Source organism: Segatella oulorum F0390 (genome assembly GCF_000224615.1).
GTDB lineage: Bacteria > Bacteroidota > Bacteroidia > Bacteroidales > Bacteroidaceae > Prevotella > Prevotella oulorum.
Genome location: NZ_JH114216.1, coordinates 491996 through 507931 on the forward strand (window position 1 = coordinate 491996; position 15936 = coordinate 507931).

A 15936-nucleotide genomic window follows, 5' to 3' on the forward strand; every position below is an offset into this window, starting at 1 on the left:
CTACACACACACACACACACACACACACACACACACACACACACACACACACACACACACACACACACACACACACACATTCTAACGGTCTAAGCCTCTCTACAAAGGCGGTAGCGGTGCGCCCGGCGCGGGTGTCGGTCTGCCGTTTCAAGCATCTGCAAGGAGCTTTCAAAGCTCTTTGCAGATGCTTTTTTTGCGTGTGTGTAACTGCACCTGTGAAGTAAGAAATCAATAGTAGTAAATATAATTATTTAAACAGAATAAAAAAATGAAGAAGAAATTGTATGAAGTGCCCACATGCACGGTCATCCACCTCGCGACCGAGCACTATTTGTTGGGCGAAAGTGGTCCCAAGGCACGGCCGGGCGGTGACCAAGGTGGTGGCGTCACGATTGAAAACCCCACCGAAGATGACGATGACACCAACCTCTCGGGCGCCAAACGCTGGGGCGGTGGATGGGAAGAAGAGGACTAAATCCTTGTCCCACCAAAGTAGATAACAATTTAAAAAGGTAATCAATGACAAGAAAATATTTCTATAACAACAGACTGCGGCACACTCTTCCATTTGCTGCCGCAAGTTTTACGGTCGGCCTCGCACTGTTTGCTTGTTCCGACAAAGATATTGATTCGAATGAGAACAACGGCAAGGCGCTCGTCGCTTTTAATGTTTCGGAAACGCAAGACCAGGCGCAAGCTGCGGCCAAGGCCGCACAACCGATGACGCGCGCAGCCTTTGCTAACCAGTTAGCATTGCAAGACCTTGCGCCCGAAGACCTCACAATGCAGAAACTGCCCGTGCAAGGCAAAGCCGGTGCAGGACTTTGTTTGATAGAAACTACACTTCCGGGTGTGCCCTCACAGCTTGAAGCTACGACGCAAACGCGTGCCGACATCACAACCCTGCCCAACTTGGGCAACTTCTCGACGACTGCTTTCTATGGTTCGTCGGACACAAGTCTCGAACCTTGGTTCTACGATAAGGACACGAAGAAGGACGGCAACCTCGTCGCCCCCATCTATTGGGATTGGATTAAAAACCACGCTTGCTTCTATGCGGTTTATCCGAAACCCGACAACAGCAAGATAAAGCTTTCGCCGGAAGGCTACACGAGTACGCCCTACGTAGATTTCGAAGTAGAACCCAATGTGAAGAACCAAAAAGATTTGATGACAGCCTGCTCGGGACCGGTGCATTCCACAGTAACCAACATCAGTGCTATGGAGACGCAGGCCACGGCGCCCCGCACCGACCTCACTTTCCGCCACGCGCTCACCGCGGTGCGTTTCAAGGTGGGACAAAACCTTTCTTACAGCAAGCACATCACCAAGGTAGAAATCGTCGGAGCAAAGAGCAAAGGCAAATATACGTTGCCCACCGATAAAAACCACACCGGTGCATGGGATGCTTCCACGCTCTCTGCGCCTGCAACGTTTACGCTTAGTGGTGTGAACGTAAGCACATCCGAAGCGGTGAACAATATTATCATGGGTCACAATCAAGACAATTATGTGTTCTATATGATTCCGCAAACGCTTACGGGTGTACAGGTGAAAGTTTATTTCGACAATGCCCCAACTCCTGCCATCACGGCTAATCTTGCCGGCACGTGGAAGCCCGGCACAACGAAGACCTATGCACTGTCGCAGAATACGTCGACATGGCTGTATGAACTGACTGCCACGCCACCTGCCCCGGCAGAATATAATGCCAATGCAACGGGCAATTACAAGATAGAAAGCTATCGCGAAGACCCTGTGAGCAACACCAAACAAGCTGTGCCTTGGGAAGTGGTGGGCTATGACACCAACGGTGATGGCACTTTCTCGATGACCGAACCGCTTCCAAGCTGGTTTACGGGCCTGACCACAACGCGTGGCAATGGTAGCATTACGACAACCGGCGAGACGGGTGTAGCTAATTTGGTGCCCGAGGCTGCAAGCAACAAATTGGCAGCGATGAATGCCGCTTTAAAGCTGAATGCCAAGGGCAATGCATCGGACTATTACGACCTGTCGACCCACGACATCAAAGGCAACACCACACTGCGCAACACCGCCAACTGCTATGTCATTTCCCACCCGGGCTATTATAAAATTCCCCTGGTTTATGGCAACGCCATCAAGAACGGTATAACCAATACCAATTCTTATCAGACCTCTAACAGTGGTACTTACATCCTCCAGCATTTCAAGGACCACGCCGGTCAGGACATCACCGACCCTTGGATTACGCAAAGCAATAGTGGGGCCAACGCGCCCGATAATGCCAAGGTAGTCTGGGTCGATGAGAGCGGGCTTGTAACCAATCTTGGTTTAACAGGCAGTGGCACCAATGCCTTCGTGCAGTTCGAAGTGCCTGCCGCAACCATTAAAAATGGCAACGCCGTGATTGCCGTCACCAGGGGCGGCACAGTCGTTTGGTCGTGGCATCTGTGGTTTACTCACGACGATGCGCTCAACACCGTCACTTGCACGAACTTTCAAAACCATGAATACAAGTTCACACAGGAGAACCTCGGCATGAAATATACTGCTTGGAGTGGTACCAGCTACACTTCGCCACGCAGCATCAAGGTGAAAGTCAGACAGACAAAAGGACAGATTTCTCCTGCAACGCGTACAGAGGCTGTCCTCACCATTACGCAGAATCCGGGTAGCGCGCGGCAAGGCTATAACACGTTCTACCAGTTCGGTCGCAAGGATGCCTTCCCCGGCACCAATACCTTAGCCGAAGGTTCGCTCTCTGAGATGCAGCACGGTGGATATTCTCTCCAAAACACCATCCAGCATCCTGATATGTTCTATGGTTGGAACAGTGGATATGAGGATGTTTATTTTAAGAATATTTGGTCTGCCAACAACACAAGCGCGGATTACAACGATAATCCCGTTGTCAAGACCGTCTATGACCCCTGCCCCGCAGGTTTCCACATGCCCGCCTCCAATGCCTTCACCGGTTTCACAAAAAATGGGCAGAACGGAAGTATAATAAATGTCAGCGGTGCTTGGGACAACGGGTGGAACTTCAACAACAAGATATCTTCTCCTGATGCCACCGTATATTTCCCTGCTTCGGGTTGGCGCGGCGGCATCGCGTCGCCGGGCGGCGACTCCGGCTTCTATTGGTCGGCAGTCCCGTCGCGCTACATGGCCCAAGGTTGCGAACTGTACTTCACCCTGTGGAACGTGTACACGCAGTACAACGAAGGACGGTCGGCCGGGTACTCCGTCCGTCCCGTCTCAGAATAATTCGATTCATTTGATTGATTGCCTGTGGCCGAAGTAGCCGTTGATCATGGCGGATTGCACGGAAAAGCAAAATTACGTTAGTGAGCGGCTCGCTGACCATTTTTAAAGCGAAATCACGTTAGTGAGCGGCTCGCTGACCATTTTTAAAGCGAAATCACGTTAGTGAGCGGCTCGCTGACCATTTTTAAAGCGAAATCACGTTAGCGAGCGGCTCGCTGGCCATTTTTAAAGCGAAATCATGTTAGCGAGCGGCTCGCTGACCATTTTTTAAGCGAAATCACGTTAGCGAGCGGCTCGCTGGCCATTTTTTAAGCGAAATCATGTTAGTGAGCGGCTCGCTGACCGTTTTTAAAGCAAAATCATGTTAGCGAGCGGCTCGCTGATGATTTTTTAAACAGAGATTAACCGGCGGAAACTTCCGCCACATCATTATATTTTTATATTTTGTAACTAAAACGATTAAAAATGAAAGAAATCAACGGAATTGATTTGGCGCACATGAAAAGTGGTGCCCATTTTTTGTTCATCACTGACACGGTGGGGCTCGCCACGGCCGATGCCAAAGTAAAAACAAAGGTGACGGCCGAGTTGACGGCCCTGCAAACGGCGCTGAAGGCCGAGGACGATGCGCTGGCGTTGTCGAAAGCCAACCTGCTGAGCAAGGAGATTAAGGCCATCGATGCCGAGCGCGACAGGCACTACAAGGCGCTGCGCAAGGCCATCACGTTTTTCCTGAACCATCCCGATGCCGAGCAGGTGAAGGCCGCTCAGCGATTGGAACGGTTGCTGAAGGATTACAACATCGACCCCAAGATGCAGCTGGACCGCGAGACGGGGCTGTTGCTCAACCTCATCAGCGATTTGGAAACGAAATCGGCTGCCGACGTCACGGCCCTGGCTTTGACGCCCGTGGTGCAGGCCATGAAGCAGGCCAACGATAAGCTGCGCGAGGTGACGCGGGCGCGTGCCAACGACCGTGCGGTGCAGATTGTGGGTCAGTTGAAGCAGGCGCAACATACCTCCGACGAGGCCTATCGCACGTTAATACAGAAGGTGAATGCCTTGGCGGTGGTCGAGGGCGAGGCCGATTATGCCGATTTCATCAGTAAGATGAACGAGCAGGTGAAGCACTACAAGCAGGAGGTGCTGCCCAAGGCGAAGAAAAAGGACGACGGCAAGCAGCCCGGTGACGGCGGGAAACCCGGAGAGGGCGAGAAGAAGCCCGATGGCAAGAAGCCGGGCGGTGATGCAGCAAAGCCGGGCGATGGTGGCGACGGCAAGGATAAACCGGGCGGCAAAGGTCAGGGCGATGCCACGGTGACGCCGAAATCATAATTTGCTTTAAAACAAAAGGGCATCATCTCGATGCCGGTTTGCATACACAACTTGTTTTAAAGTATGGGGGCGGGAGTGCGCGATGCATTTCCGCCCCCGATGTGTGTGGGGGAGGACATTGAAAAGCAATGTGGTGGAAAAAGTACAACCCCCAAGGGGGTAGCCTCCTCGCTTGCATTGTTACCCAGGGTAGGCTGCGTTGCACTTACCAACCCTGCGCTATCGAAAGTATAACCCCGATGGGGTAATGGCACACCACGTGGTTTGGAGCTATCGAATGTACAATGTGATGAGGTAATGGCACTCCGCGTGGTTTGATGGAAATGGGTAGGGGCGGTGCCTGTGTGCCCGCCCGTGTCGCCCTGCAGGGGCGCATCCATCGTTAAAATCCCGCGCACAATGCATGTGTTTTTGGTATGGAAACGCCGTTGTGCGGACGTTCGGGCGGGCACATAGGCACCGCCCCTACGGTTTCGTTTGGACAGATTGCGCGTGGAACGGTTGATGTCGTTTGGATGGATTGTGCGTAAATGGTTATTTTGTTTGTGTCGAATTGCGTGGAAAAATATGGTGGAGATTGGTAGGGGCGGTGCCTATGTGCCCGCCCGTGTCGCCCTGCAGGGGCGCATCCATCGTTAAATTCCCTGCGCACAATGCGTGTATTTTTGGTATGGAAACGCCGCTGCGCGAACGTTCGGGCGGGCACACAGGCACCGCCCCTACGCATTTCGTTTGGGAGGATTGTGTGTGGGCGGTTGGTTTCGTTGGGGTGGATTGTGCGTAAATGGTTATTTTGTTTGTGTCGAATTGCGTGGAAAAATATGGTGGAGATTGGTAGGGGCGGTGCCTATGTGCCCGCCCGTGTCGCCCTGCAGGGGCGCATCCATCGTTAAATTCCCTGCGCACAATGCGTGTATTTTTGGTATGGAAACGCCGCTACGCGGACGTTCGGGCGGGCACGCAGGCACCGCCCCTACGGTTTCGTTTGGGTGGATTGCGCATGGACGGTTGGTTTTGTTTGGGCGGATTACACGTGGCCGGTTGATTTCGTTTAGGCGGATTGCATACGGACGGTTGGCATTGTCCCTTCGCTATTCTGCCCGTATGCCTCTACGCGTTCTCTTTTTTTTATGCTTTTTATTTCTGTAGCGTTTATTTTTTCAATGGATAGCGATGAAGGTATTCAAAAAAATGGTATATTTGTCCCAAGTTTATAAACGGGTGTACTACAAGCAAATGAAAATGAATTTTTTAGGACGCTATCGCATGGTGTTGGGTTTGTTCGGATGGCTTATTCCGACCGTGGTGGCTGCACAAGAATGGGATGATAAAATCATCATCACACAGAACAGCGACGATTATACCTTTGCGATTGACGACGGAAAGCCGGTGGTTAAGAATGAAAAACGCGTGGTGTTCCAATCGAATTCGGCCTCGACGGTCTATCCTGAGATGGTGGCGCTGTATGGAGAGTTTATCAAATTGGAAGATGTTTCGGGTTCGGGCGAGAAGATTTATAAGAATATCACCCCTGAGAATGTGTTTTACGATGACACGAAAGGTTGCATCTTGCGCAGCGAGATCCGTAAGAAGGGCAAGACTTCGAAGGGCTCTTATGAGCGAATCTTCAAGGATACGAAATATTTTACGCGTGTGTATCTGCTTGAAAACTATTTCGTGCGCAGCAAGACGGTGACGATCACGATTCCAAAAACGCTGTCGGGTTACCACATTCAAGAGATGAATTTCAAGGGCTTTCCCATTGAGAGCACCCACGAGACCACCAAGGACGGTGAGGTTTATCGCTACACGGTGACCGACGCTAAGCGCATGAAGGAGGACGATCGCATGCCGCCGTTTGCGAATGTCTATCCTTATCTGTTGATTAAAGGGTCGTTTGCGGATGTGAATGCGCTTTATGCGTGGTCGAAAGCGATGGCCGATGTGGATGTGAATGTGCCCAATATGAAAGACGTGTTGGCCGAAATCAATGCGCAAAGCAAAACCGATGTCGATCGCATCAGCAACACTTTTCATTGGGTGCAGGACCACATCCGCTACGTAGCTTTTGAAGCGGGTCTCTCGGGACATCGGCCCGATACGCCCAAAGAGGTGCTTCGCAAGCGCTATGGCGATTGTAAAGGTATGGCGTTGTTGCTCAAAACGCTGTTGAAAGCGCAGGGATTTGATGCCCGACTGACCGATATTGGGACAACCGAAATATCCTATCGCATGAGTGATGTGCCGACACTTGCGGCTGCCAACCATGCCATTTGCACGCTCTTTTTCAAGGGAAAAACCTATTATTTGGATGCCACTTGCAACTATATTCCATACGACTATGTGCCGCAACACATCCAGGGTTCGCAGGCGATGATTGAGAATGGGGCGAAGCCGTTGCTGCAGATTGTGCCGCGAAGCAAGCCCGACACATCGATAGACAGTTTGAATTATGTGTTTGAAATCAAGGGGAATGCCCTGACAGGAAAGGCACAGTATCATTTAAGAGGCGACATGAAAGAGTGGTTTATGACGTCGTTGGCGAGCGCATCGCAAAAAGATCATGGCGATTATTTGGGGAACAACCTCAATGCCGACAACCATCGCATGAAGATTTTCAACGTGAAATGGCAGGACAATAACGCCCAGCACACGTGGGCTTGCTTTGTGGGCGATGTGGTGAACGAGGCGGCTTTGCAGCGCGACGGCAATGATTTGTATGTGGATTTGAATCCGCATAATTATCTTTTCGCCGGGCGAATCGACACTGCTCAGCGCGTACACGATTACTATTTCCCCGTACGTTGCAATGTGGTCAGACAGGCCTCGTTGGTGATTCCGGCCGGTTATGTGGTGGACTATCTGCCTCCTTCGGCCACGTTTACAACACCCGAAGGAACACTTACGTGCCAGTTTACGAAAAAAGGCAACACCATCGTGTATCATCAGAAGCTGCAAATCAGCAAACGTCGCATGGCTCTGGCCAATATCGTAAAATGGAATGAAGCGATGAGAAAGTGGAAAGACGCCTGCAATGAACAGATTGTGCTGAAACGAAGAGGCTGAAAATGCCTGCTGTCGGGCGTGGAGAAGGAGTGAAAAATGATATTTACAATTAAAAGATACAAGGATATGAAGAAAGCATTGTTTGCCCTTTTGTTGGTTGTTATCGCGCTGCCTGTGTCGGCATTCGACGATAAAGACTACAAGGCGTATGTAGAAAAGGTGAAAAAAGAGGTGTGGAGCCGCAACCTGCCGCAGTTTAAAAACCGCAATGTTCCGGCACGGTTCAACAATGAATCTGCCGTGATATTGGCTCGCTATGAGGAAGCAACGGTCGACCAAAAGCGCAAGTTCAGCATCTATGCCAATCAGGGAATTGTGAAACAAATCAACAGCACCCACCTGCAACGCTACCTCATCAAGATTAACGATAAGGCTGCTTTGGAGAAGTTCTCAACGTTTGATTACCGCAAGTTCGACCGCCCCATCTATGGCGGTTTGGGTCGCGACGATCATCGAACGGTGCTCGGTGTGAAAGTGATTAAGCCGAGCGGACAAGAGAAAGAGGTGGACAGCAGCGACTATCAAGACGTGGAAGAAGGCAAGAAAGGCAAGGAAAAACGTGCTAAATTGGCGGTGCCCGACTTGCAAATCGGCGATATGATAGATTATTTTATCTATGACATTGACAACGTGAAAGAGGAAAATATTCCCCCGCTTTCCTTTGTTTTCCGCTCGGAATATCCCATACTCGACTATCAGATTCATTGCGCCATCGACAAGAAAATGTGCACGCAGTATCGCACACTGAACGGTGCTCCCGATTTTGTTGCTTCCAATACGGACGATGAAGTGGTGCTCGATGCGCGTGTAAAAGATATTGACAAGACTCTCCCAAAGTATGGATACAATGCCGTTGCGCAAGCTCCCTATACCTTATTGTATATCACCGGTAAGGTGGAGTTGAGCTATGTGCCCGAGAGCACAAAGAAAAAAGGACTGCAAGCCAACCCTTCTGTGGAGGTTATTCAAAAGGATGCGTGGAATCTTTGGGCCAATTCGAAAATCAGTTGGTCGATGGATAAGCCCATGCTCAAGGTGATTAAGCAGGCTAAAACGCTGGCCGACGACCAGGCAAAGGCTGATTATATCTACAACTATATGTTGATGAGAAGCATCGTGTATAAGACGCCTTACATGTATTATGACAGCCGTTTCGCTTCGTTGTTCTCAGAGCTTTTAGAGCGTGCCGACGTGTCTTTCTCACGCGCTTTAACCACCAGTTGGGAAAACGAACCCTATGATAAGATCATCAGTTACAGCGATGCGACGCCTATTATTGTCTTGAAAAACGGTAAGGTTTATGTGCCCATTTATCCCTATTTTGCAGGAGGAAATGTGGTGCCTTCAACCTTTCAGAACCGCGATGCCTCGCGTTGTGACCTTCCGAAGAAGTATTATAAAGGTCCGTTCACGGCGATGAAGATACCGGGAAGCACGGCCGAAGACAATGTGAGAACGGTGGATGTCAAGGCGTCGGTTGACGGTGGGTTGTTGCATATTGTGCGCCAAAGCACCTCAACGGGTTGCGAGAAAGAAGGGCTGGCAATGACCTTAGCTTCGGCCGAAGAGATGGCTCAATCATGGGGGAAACCCTACGGAATGGAGACCTATGAGTCGTTGCTTTTAGAGAAAAAGAGCAAGGCTGAAGGCTTGGCCAAGGAGCGTGCCGAGAAGGATAAAAAGGATATTGAAGAACGCTTCAAGGACGAAGTGAAGAGTTTTCATGACAAAGCGCCGGTGAAAATCAATGCCACGCGGGTGACAAGTTTCGGCAACGACAACCAACCTTTTACCTATCAGACCGATTATACGATGGATGGGCTGGTGAAAAAGGCAGGTAGAAACCTCACCATTTCAGTGGGTCAGCTCATTGGTCAGCAAAAGCACTTGGAAGGAAAAGAGCGGAAACGCAGCGAAGATGTGTACTATGATTATCCCAGCAGCTATAAAGTAAACCTCGATTTGGAGGTTCCTTCAGGCTATTCGGTGTCTGCAGAGAGTTTGCAAAAGCTCAACACGTTGGTTGACAATGCGGCGATCCGTTTTGAAGTCAATGCCGAACAGGCCAAGGGAAAGGTGATTGTCCATGTGCAGAAGGTGTATAAGAAGCAGATTGTTCCCGTAGCTGAATGGGCACAACTGCTGGAAGCCTTAGATAAGGCCTATGCTTTCACCAATCAACAAGTGATTTTGAAAAAGAATTAAGAGTTTGTTACAGGTTTCTTTTGTAGCGTTGTCGCGTTATAGAAATCTGTTGAATGTGTCGTTTTTCGGCATTCCATTCTGTTTGAGGCAGATGCTATAGGGGGACACCCTATGGCATCTGCCTTTATTTTTCCCGTTTCTTTGAATTGGCTTTTAGATGTGTCAAACCGACAGCGGTCGTAGGTTGGTTAGGGTTTCGTTTCGGCTATTGACCTTTTATGGCAAAAGGGATTAGCAATTTTATTTGTGTTTGATTTCGTTTACAACGCAGAAAATCGTAATTTTGTCGGCGTTTTAATTCAATGTTTTAAGATGATTGTATGGGAGTATATGTTCAGATTGGGCTGAAGCTCATCACGGGAATGATTGGCATATTGGCCTTTCTTCGCATTGCAGGCAAGGCACAGATGGCACAGATAACGCCGTTAGACACGGTGAGTGCATTTGTGATTGGTGCTTTAGTCGGTGGTGTGCTTTACAATCCCGATATGTCGATGTGGCATATTTTGTTTGCCTTGGCCGTGTGGACAGCGTTCAACTTGTTTGTTCGTTTTTGCATGCGTTCGGCTCGATTGCGTCATTTCATCAAAGGCGAGAGCGAGTATTTAGTGAAAAACGGCATTATCAACTTTAAGGCTTTTAAGCGTAACAGTTTGGAAATGGAACAGTTTAGAATGTTGTTGCGGCAGAAAGGCATCTTCTCGATGTTCGACGTGGAGGATGTTTTGTTTGAGGCCAATGGTGCAGTTACGGTTTCAGAGCCTGGCGAAATGGCCGAGTCTCATTTGCTGATTAATAATGGTGCTATTGTGGAACACAATCTGAAGCGTTCCCATCGGTCAAGAGCTTGGGTGTTGCGGCAATTGAAAAGCAATGGATATGAACATCCGGGAGACCTGTTTTGTATGGAATGGACGCCGCGAAAGGGTTTTTATTTCGTGACTTATGAAGGCGATGTGAGACGTGGAAAAGAGGAGGTTTTGGCAGAATATATTAAGCATGAGGACCATAGCTAAATGTGTTTGATTCAAAAGAGCGTGTAGCATGAGTGTTTTAGTATTTACAATCATCTTGTTGTTGGGGGCCTATGCCGCCGGCTTATTAGGTTCCTTAACTGGTTTAGGTGGCGGTGTGATTGTTATTCCGCTGCTCACTTTGGCATTTGGCATTGATTTTCATTATGCCATTGGTGCAGCTTTGGTGGCCTCTATTGCCACATCTTCGGGTTCGGCGAGTGCCTATGTGAAAGAGGGTATGACGAATATCCGCCTGGGTATGTTCTTGGAAATCGCTACGAGTGTGGGTGCTGTGTTGGGCGCCGTGATAGCCCTTTGGATGCCAACCAATGTCATCGCTGTGATTTTTGGCGTGGTGTTGTTCTTCACGGCCGTGATGCAAAACCGGCAAAAAGTCGACCATGTGGGTGTGAAAGGGAGCGCTTTGGCGATGAAGTTGAAGCTCTTTGGCAGCTATCCTACGAAAGAAGGCGTGCAAAACTATGAGCTGACGAATGTGCCAGGCGGCTTCCTGATTATGGTTATTGCAGGTGCTTTGTCGGGTTTGTTGGGCATTGGCAGTGGCGTGTTGAAGGTGTTGGCAATGGATTCGTGCATGAAGGTGCCCTTCAAAGTGAGCACCACGACGAGCAATTTCATGATTGGTGTGACGGCGGTAACGTCGGCTGTGGTTTATTTACAACGCGGTTATATCGAGCCGGGTATCGCTTTTCCCATCATAGTAGGTGTGTTGGGTGGTGCACTTACGGGTGCAAAGTTGTTGAAACACCTCAACGTCAGTTTGCTGAGAAAGATATTTGCTGTTGCCATTTTGTTAGTGGCTGTGAATATGATTTATAACGGATTAATGGGCAAGTTCTAAGTATGGAAAAAGGAAACGGAGCCAAGAATGGCATGAATGAGCTGATAGGCAACACCCTGCGTATTGGTGTTTTTGCGGCTTGTATCATCGCACTTGTGGGTGGTATTTATTATTTGGCAACCACATCAGGCCACCCTGTGCCCGATTATACAGCCTTTCATAAGAGCGCAGCGAGTTACACCACCTTCGAAGGCATCGTTCGTGGTGCTTTTAGTCTGTCGGCAACAGAATGGATGCAGTTAGGTGTTGTGGTGTTGATGCTCACACCAATTATGCGTGTTGTGTTGTCGTTAGTCGATTTCTCCATTCAGCGCGATTGGCTTTATGTGGCCATTACAGCTATAGTCTTGGTTGTGATTATTGTCAATTCGTTAGTGGGCGTGGGGTAAAAGCGTTGCTTTTATGCGGCAATCTTATAGAGATTGTGCGGCAATATGGTATATATTAGCGTGCAATCCTATATATATTAAGGTGAAAAGAATATGAGTTTAAATATAGAATCATAGAACAATGAACGAAGAACAAAGAGAAAATGAGGGACTTCAAATTGATTTGAACCCCGAGATGGCTAAAGGTGTTTATGCCAATTTAGCCTTGATTACCCATTCTAACACAGACTTTGTGCTCGACTTTGCGTCGATTTTGCCTGGAATGCCCAAACCACAGGTCGTTTCGCGTGTGGTGATGACGCCAGAACATGCGAAACATTTGTTGCGCGCTTTGCAAGAAAACGTGCAGCGTTATGAGCAACAATTTGGCAAGATTGTCATTCCAGAGCAGGAAGGAAGTATCGCAACACCCTTTAAAATCCCCGAAGAAGAGTCATAAAACTGCAATGAAGTTTGAATAATCGTTAATAAAACCTATATCTTTTAAATTTCAAAATGATATAGGTTTTTGCTTTTTATATAATTAGGTAATTCGGATATTTGTTTGTACCTTTGCAGCCCGAAATAGGCTTTTGAAAGGCCTTTTTCTGTGGTATTTGATAATAAACAAATAAATATATAAATTAAAAAGTAAGATTATGCCTACTATTTCACAATTAGTAAGAAAGGGCAGAAAGGACATCGTAGACAAGAGCAAGTCGCCGGCGTTGGATAATTGTCCGCAACGCCGTGGCGTTTGTGTTCGTGTTTACACAACAACTCCTAAGAAGCCTAACTCAGCAATGCGAAAAGTTGCTCGTGTGCGTTTGACCAATCAGAAGGAAGTGAACTCTTATATCCCTGGTGAAGGTCACAACTTGCAAGAGCACTCTATCGTGTTAGTGCGTGGTGGTCGTGTGAAAGACCTCCCAGGTGTACGTTACCATATTGTACGTGGTACGTTGGATACAGCCGGTGTTGCTAACCGCACACAGCGCCGTTCTAAATATGGAGCTAAGCGTCCAAAGGCAGCTAAGAAGTAATTGCTGCGCCCCAAAAAGATTTTTATTAAACGTTTTGCTGGAGATTTGTTGTTAACAGGTTGAGTAAACACTCGGGAGCGGGTGTTGAAGAACAGGAAAACAGCCCCAGTCAGAATTTATTTCAAACAAAATGAGAAAAGCAAAACCCAAGAAACGCGTGATCCTTCCGGATCCGGTTTACAATGATCAAAAGGTTTCTAAGTTCGTAAACCATTTGATGTATGATGGTAAAAAGACCATCTCATACGAAATTTTCTACAAAGCTCTTGACACAGTAAAAGAGAAGATGGCCAATGAAGAAAAGGCTCCTCTCGAAATTTGGAAACAGGCTTTGGATAACATCACTCCTCAGGTAGAGGTGAAGAGCCGCCGTATTGGTGGTGCAACATTCCAGGTTCCGACCGAAATTCGTCCTGATCGCAAAGAGAGTATCTCGATGAAGAACTTGATTAACTTTGCTCGTAAGCGTGGCGGAAAGTCGATGGCAGAGAAACTTGCTGCTGAGATTATGGATGCTTACAACAATCAGGGTGGTGCATTTAAACGTAAAGAGGATATGCATCGTATGGCAGAAGCTAACCGTGCGTTCGCTCATTTCAGATTTTAATTGATTTAAAAGCAAAAAGAAAATGGCAAATCGCGATTTACATTTGACTCGTAACATCGGTATTATGGCGCACATTGATGCGGGTAAGACAACCACTTCAGAGCGTATTCTGTTCTATACGGGTAAGACGCATAAGATAGGTGAGGTACACGATGGTGCGGCTACGATGGACTGGATGGCGCAAGAGCAGGAGCGTGGTATTACAATTACCTCTGCAGCGACAACCTGTAACTGGAATTATGATGGGAAATCTTATAAGATTAACTTGATTGATACTCCGGGACACGTAGACTTTACGGCTGAAGTTGAGCGCTCATTGCGTGTGCTTGATGGTGCTGTTGCTACCTATTCGGCTGCTGATGGTGTGCAACCTCAGTCTGAAACCGTTTGGCGTCAGGCAGACAAATACAACGTGCCTCGTATCGGTTACGTGAATAAGATGGACCGCTCGGGTGCAGACTTCTATGAGACGGTTCAGCAAATGAAAGATATTTTGGGAGCCAACCCCATCGCTATTCAGATTCCTATTGGCGCAGAAGAGAACTTCAAGGGTGTTGTAGACCTAATTAAAATGAAGGCTATCTTGTGGCACGATGAGACGATGGGTGCGGAATATGATATAGAAGATATTCCTGCTGACTTGGCTGATGAGGCTGCAGAGTGGCGTGAAAAGCTCGTAGAAGGTGCGGCTAACTTCGATGATGAGGTAATGGAACTCTATCTCGAAGGTAAGGAGATCAGTGAAGACAAGTTGCTTCGTGCTATCCGTAAAGGTTGTATCGCTATGGAATGCTGCCCCATGTTGCTGGGATCTTCTTATAAGAACAAGGGTGTTCAGCCTTTGTTGGACTATGTTTGTGCATTCCTTCCTTCGCCTGTTGATACGCAGGCTATCGTTGGTACGAACCCTGATACAGACGCAGAGGAAGATCGTAAGCCTTCTGAGGATGCGCCTACATCGGCACTTGCATTTAAAATTGCTACCGATCCATTCATGGGTCGTTTGGTGTTCTTCCGTGTTTATTCGGGTAAGATTACAGCCGGTTCTTATGTTTATAACCCTCGCTCAGGGAAAAAAGAACGCATCAGCCGTTTGTTCCAGATGAACTCAAAGCAAGAGATTCCTATGGATTCAATTGATGCCGGTGATATTGGCGCAGGCGTAGGCTTTAAAGATATCCGCACGGGTGATACGCTTTGCGATGAGAATGCACCTATCGTGTTGGAATCTATGACATTCCCCGACACTGTGATTTCTATTGCTGTAGAGCCTAAGAGTCAGGCCGATGTGACCAAATTGGATAACGGTTTGGCTAAGTTGGCCGAGGAAGACCCAACCTTCACCGTTCGCACGGATGAGCAGAGTGGTCAAACGATTATCTCGGGTATGGGTGAGTTGCACTTGGATATTATCATCGACCGTTTGAAACGTGAGTTTAAGGTTGAATGTAACCAAGGTAAACCTCAGGTGAACTATAAAGAGGCTATCACGCGTTCTGCACAGAGTCGCGAGACGTATAAGAAGCAATCGGGTGGTCGTGGTAAGTTTGCTTGTATCGATGTAACGATTGCTCCGAAGGACGAAGACTACACAGAGGGTGATTTGCAATTTGTGAACGAGGTGAAAGGCGGTAACGTTCCTAAGGAATTTATCCCTTCCGTTCAGAAAGGTTTTGCTGATTGCTTGAGCAATGGTGTGCTCGGTGGCTTCCCCATGACAGGCATGAAGGTGACTTTGACCGATGGTAGTTTCCACCCTGTAGACTCTGATCAGTTGTCTTTCGAGTTGGTAGCTCATCAGGCTTTCAAGGTGCTTTGTCCTAAAGCAGGTCCTGTTTTGATGGAGCCTATTATGAAAGTTGAAGTTGTTACTCCTGAAGAGAACATGGGTGATGTGATTGGTGACTTGAACAAACGTCGTGGTTTGGTTCAAGGTATGGAAGAAGCTCGTAGCGGTGCACGCATCGTAAAGGCAATGGTTCCATTGGCCGAGATGTTCGGTTATGTGACTGCTCTCCGTACAATTACTTCTGGTCGTGCAACATCTTCTATGGAGTATGACCATCATTCTCCACTTTCTACAAGCATTGCTAAGGAAGTACTTGAAGAGGTTCACGGACACGCAGAGCTTCTGTAAAGAATATTTTATGCGCAAAGAGGCGCTGCTTAGCGAATGACTCTT

14 protein-coding genes are annotated in these 15936 nt (G+C 48.2%); 13 read left to right on the top strand and 1 reads right to left on the bottom strand.

Annotated features, from left to right (window positions below; translation table 11 throughout):
- Nucleotides 1-268 precede the first annotated feature (268 nt).
- The 3 genes from HMPREF9431_RS08415 (at nucleotide 269) to HMPREF9431_RS08425 (ending at nucleotide 4587) form a co-directional block, all read left to right on the top strand.
- Nucleotides 269-475 (top strand): hypothetical protein, encoded by a 207-nt coding sequence (locus tag HMPREF9431_RS08415; RefSeq protein WP_004380812.1) that lies wholly within the window; start codon nucleotides 269-271, stop codon nucleotides 473-475.
- Between the two features lie 44 nt (nucleotides 476-519).
- A complete protein-coding gene (locus HMPREF9431_RS08420; protein ID WP_004380813.1) occupies nucleotides 520-3252 on the top strand; it encodes a fimbrillin family protein in 2733 nt (910 codons plus the stop codon).
- Nucleotides 3253-3717: 465 nt separating this feature from the next.
- Entirely contained in the window at nucleotides 3718-4587 is an 870-nt protein-coding gene (locus HMPREF9431_RS08425; protein WP_004380814.1) for a DUF6261 family protein, read from the top strand.
- Nucleotides 4588-4643: 56 nt separating this feature from the next.
- On the opposite strand, the gene HMPREF9431_RS13255 is transcribed toward HMPREF9431_RS08425, so the two are convergent.
- Nucleotides 4644-4967, bottom strand: a complete 324-nt coding sequence (locus HMPREF9431_RS13255; RefSeq protein ID WP_196794580.1) for a hypothetical protein — start codon at nucleotides 4965-4967, stop codon at nucleotides 4644-4646.
- A 544-nt stretch (nucleotides 4968-5511) separates the two neighbouring features.
- Here HMPREF9431_RS13255 and HMPREF9431_RS12985 point away from each other — a divergent pair.
- The 10 genes from HMPREF9431_RS12985 (at nucleotide 5512) to fusA (ending at nucleotide 15891) form a co-directional block, all read left to right on the top strand.
- Nucleotides 5512-5736, top strand: coding sequence for a hypothetical protein (locus HMPREF9431_RS12985; protein ID WP_155812991.1), 225 nt, complete (start codon nucleotides 5512-5514; stop codon nucleotides 5734-5736).
- An 87-nt stretch (nucleotides 5737-5823) separates the two neighbouring features.
- Nucleotides 5824-7653, top strand: coding sequence for a transglutaminase domain-containing protein (locus HMPREF9431_RS08430; RefSeq protein ID WP_404827956.1), 1830 nt, complete (start codon nucleotides 5824-5826; stop codon nucleotides 7651-7653).
- Between the two features lie 66 nt (nucleotides 7654-7719).
- Nucleotides 7720-9858, top strand: a complete 2139-nt coding sequence (locus tag HMPREF9431_RS08435; protein ID WP_004380817.1) for a DUF3857 domain-containing protein — start codon at nucleotides 7720-7722, stop codon at nucleotides 9856-9858.
- A 320-nt stretch (nucleotides 9859-10178) separates the two neighbouring features.
- Nucleotides 10179-10874: a DUF421 domain-containing protein gene (locus HMPREF9431_RS08440; protein ID WP_004380818.1), complete on the top strand. Its 696-nt coding sequence runs from the start codon at nucleotides 10179-10181 to the stop codon at nucleotides 10872-10874.
- Between the two features lie 28 nt (nucleotides 10875-10902).
- Entirely contained in the window at nucleotides 10903-11736 is an 834-nt protein-coding gene (locus tag HMPREF9431_RS08445; RefSeq protein ID WP_004380819.1) for a sulfite exporter TauE/SafE family protein, read from the top strand.
- 2 nt (nucleotides 11737-11738) lie between these two features.
- Nucleotides 11739-12125, top strand: coding sequence for a DUF1634 domain-containing protein (locus HMPREF9431_RS08450; RefSeq protein WP_004380820.1), 387 nt, complete (start codon nucleotides 11739-11741; stop codon nucleotides 12123-12125).
- A gap of 121 nt (nucleotides 12126-12246) precedes the next feature.
- Entirely contained in the window at nucleotides 12247-12564 is a 318-nt protein-coding gene (locus HMPREF9431_RS08455; protein WP_004380821.1) for a DUF3467 domain-containing protein, read from the top strand.
- 199 nt (nucleotides 12565-12763) lie between these two features.
- Nucleotides 12764-13147: a 30S ribosomal protein S12 gene (rpsL, locus tag HMPREF9431_RS08460; RefSeq protein WP_004335835.1), complete on the top strand. Its 384-nt coding sequence runs from the start codon at nucleotides 12764-12766 to the stop codon at nucleotides 13145-13147.
- A gap of 130 nt (nucleotides 13148-13277) precedes the next feature.
- Nucleotides 13278-13754, top strand: a complete 477-nt coding sequence (gene rpsG / locus HMPREF9431_RS08465) for a 30S ribosomal protein S7 (RefSeq protein ID WP_004380822.1) — start codon at nucleotides 13278-13280, stop codon at nucleotides 13752-13754.
- A gap of 22 nt (nucleotides 13755-13776) precedes the next feature.
- Nucleotides 13777-15891: an elongation factor G gene (fusA, locus tag HMPREF9431_RS08470; RefSeq protein ID WP_004380823.1), complete on the top strand. Its 2115-nt coding sequence runs from the start codon at nucleotides 13777-13779 to the stop codon at nucleotides 15889-15891.
- Nucleotides 15892-15936 lie beyond the last annotated feature (45 nt).

Coding starts and splice junctions, on each gene's coding strand:
- HMPREF9431_RS08415 (WP_004380812.1), top strand. CDS start 269: ATGAAGAAGAAATTGTATGAAGTGCCCACATGCACGGTCATCCACCTC.
- HMPREF9431_RS08420 (WP_004380813.1), top strand. CDS start 520: ATGACAAGAAAATATTTCTATAACAACAGACTGCGGCACACTCTTCCA.
- HMPREF9431_RS08425 (WP_004380814.1), top strand. CDS start 3,718: ATGAAAGAAATCAACGGAATTGATTTGGCGCACATGAAAAGTGGTGCC.
- HMPREF9431_RS13255 (WP_196794580.1), bottom strand. CDS start 4,967: ATGGATGCGCCCCTGCAGGGCGACACGGGCGGGCACACAGGCACCGCC.
- HMPREF9431_RS12985 (WP_155812991.1), top strand. CDS start 5,512: ATGGAAACGCCGCTACGCGGACGTTCGGGCGGGCACGCAGGCACCGCC.
- HMPREF9431_RS08430 (WP_404827956.1), top strand. CDS start 5,824: ATGAAAATGAATTTTTTAGGACGCTATCGCATGGTGTTGGGTTTGTTC.
- HMPREF9431_RS08435 (WP_004380817.1), top strand. CDS start 7,720: ATGAAGAAAGCATTGTTTGCCCTTTTGTTGGTTGTTATCGCGCTGCCT.
- HMPREF9431_RS08440 (WP_004380818.1), top strand. CDS start 10,179: ATGGGAGTATATGTTCAGATTGGGCTGAAGCTCATCACGGGAATGATT.
- HMPREF9431_RS08445 (WP_004380819.1), top strand. CDS start 10,903: ATGAGTGTTTTAGTATTTACAATCATCTTGTTGTTGGGGGCCTATGCC.
- HMPREF9431_RS08450 (WP_004380820.1), top strand. CDS start 11,739: ATGGAAAAAGGAAACGGAGCCAAGAATGGCATGAATGAGCTGATAGGC.
- HMPREF9431_RS08455 (WP_004380821.1), top strand. CDS start 12,247: ATGAACGAAGAACAAAGAGAAAATGAGGGACTTCAAATTGATTTGAAC.
- rpsL (WP_004335835.1), top strand. CDS start 12,764: ATGCCTACTATTTCACAATTAGTAAGAAAGGGCAGAAAGGACATCGTA.
- rpsG (WP_004380822.1), top strand. CDS start 13,278: ATGAGAAAAGCAAAACCCAAGAAACGCGTGATCCTTCCGGATCCGGTT.
- fusA (WP_004380823.1), top strand. CDS start 13,777: ATGGCAAATCGCGATTTACATTTGACTCGTAACATCGGTATTATGGCG.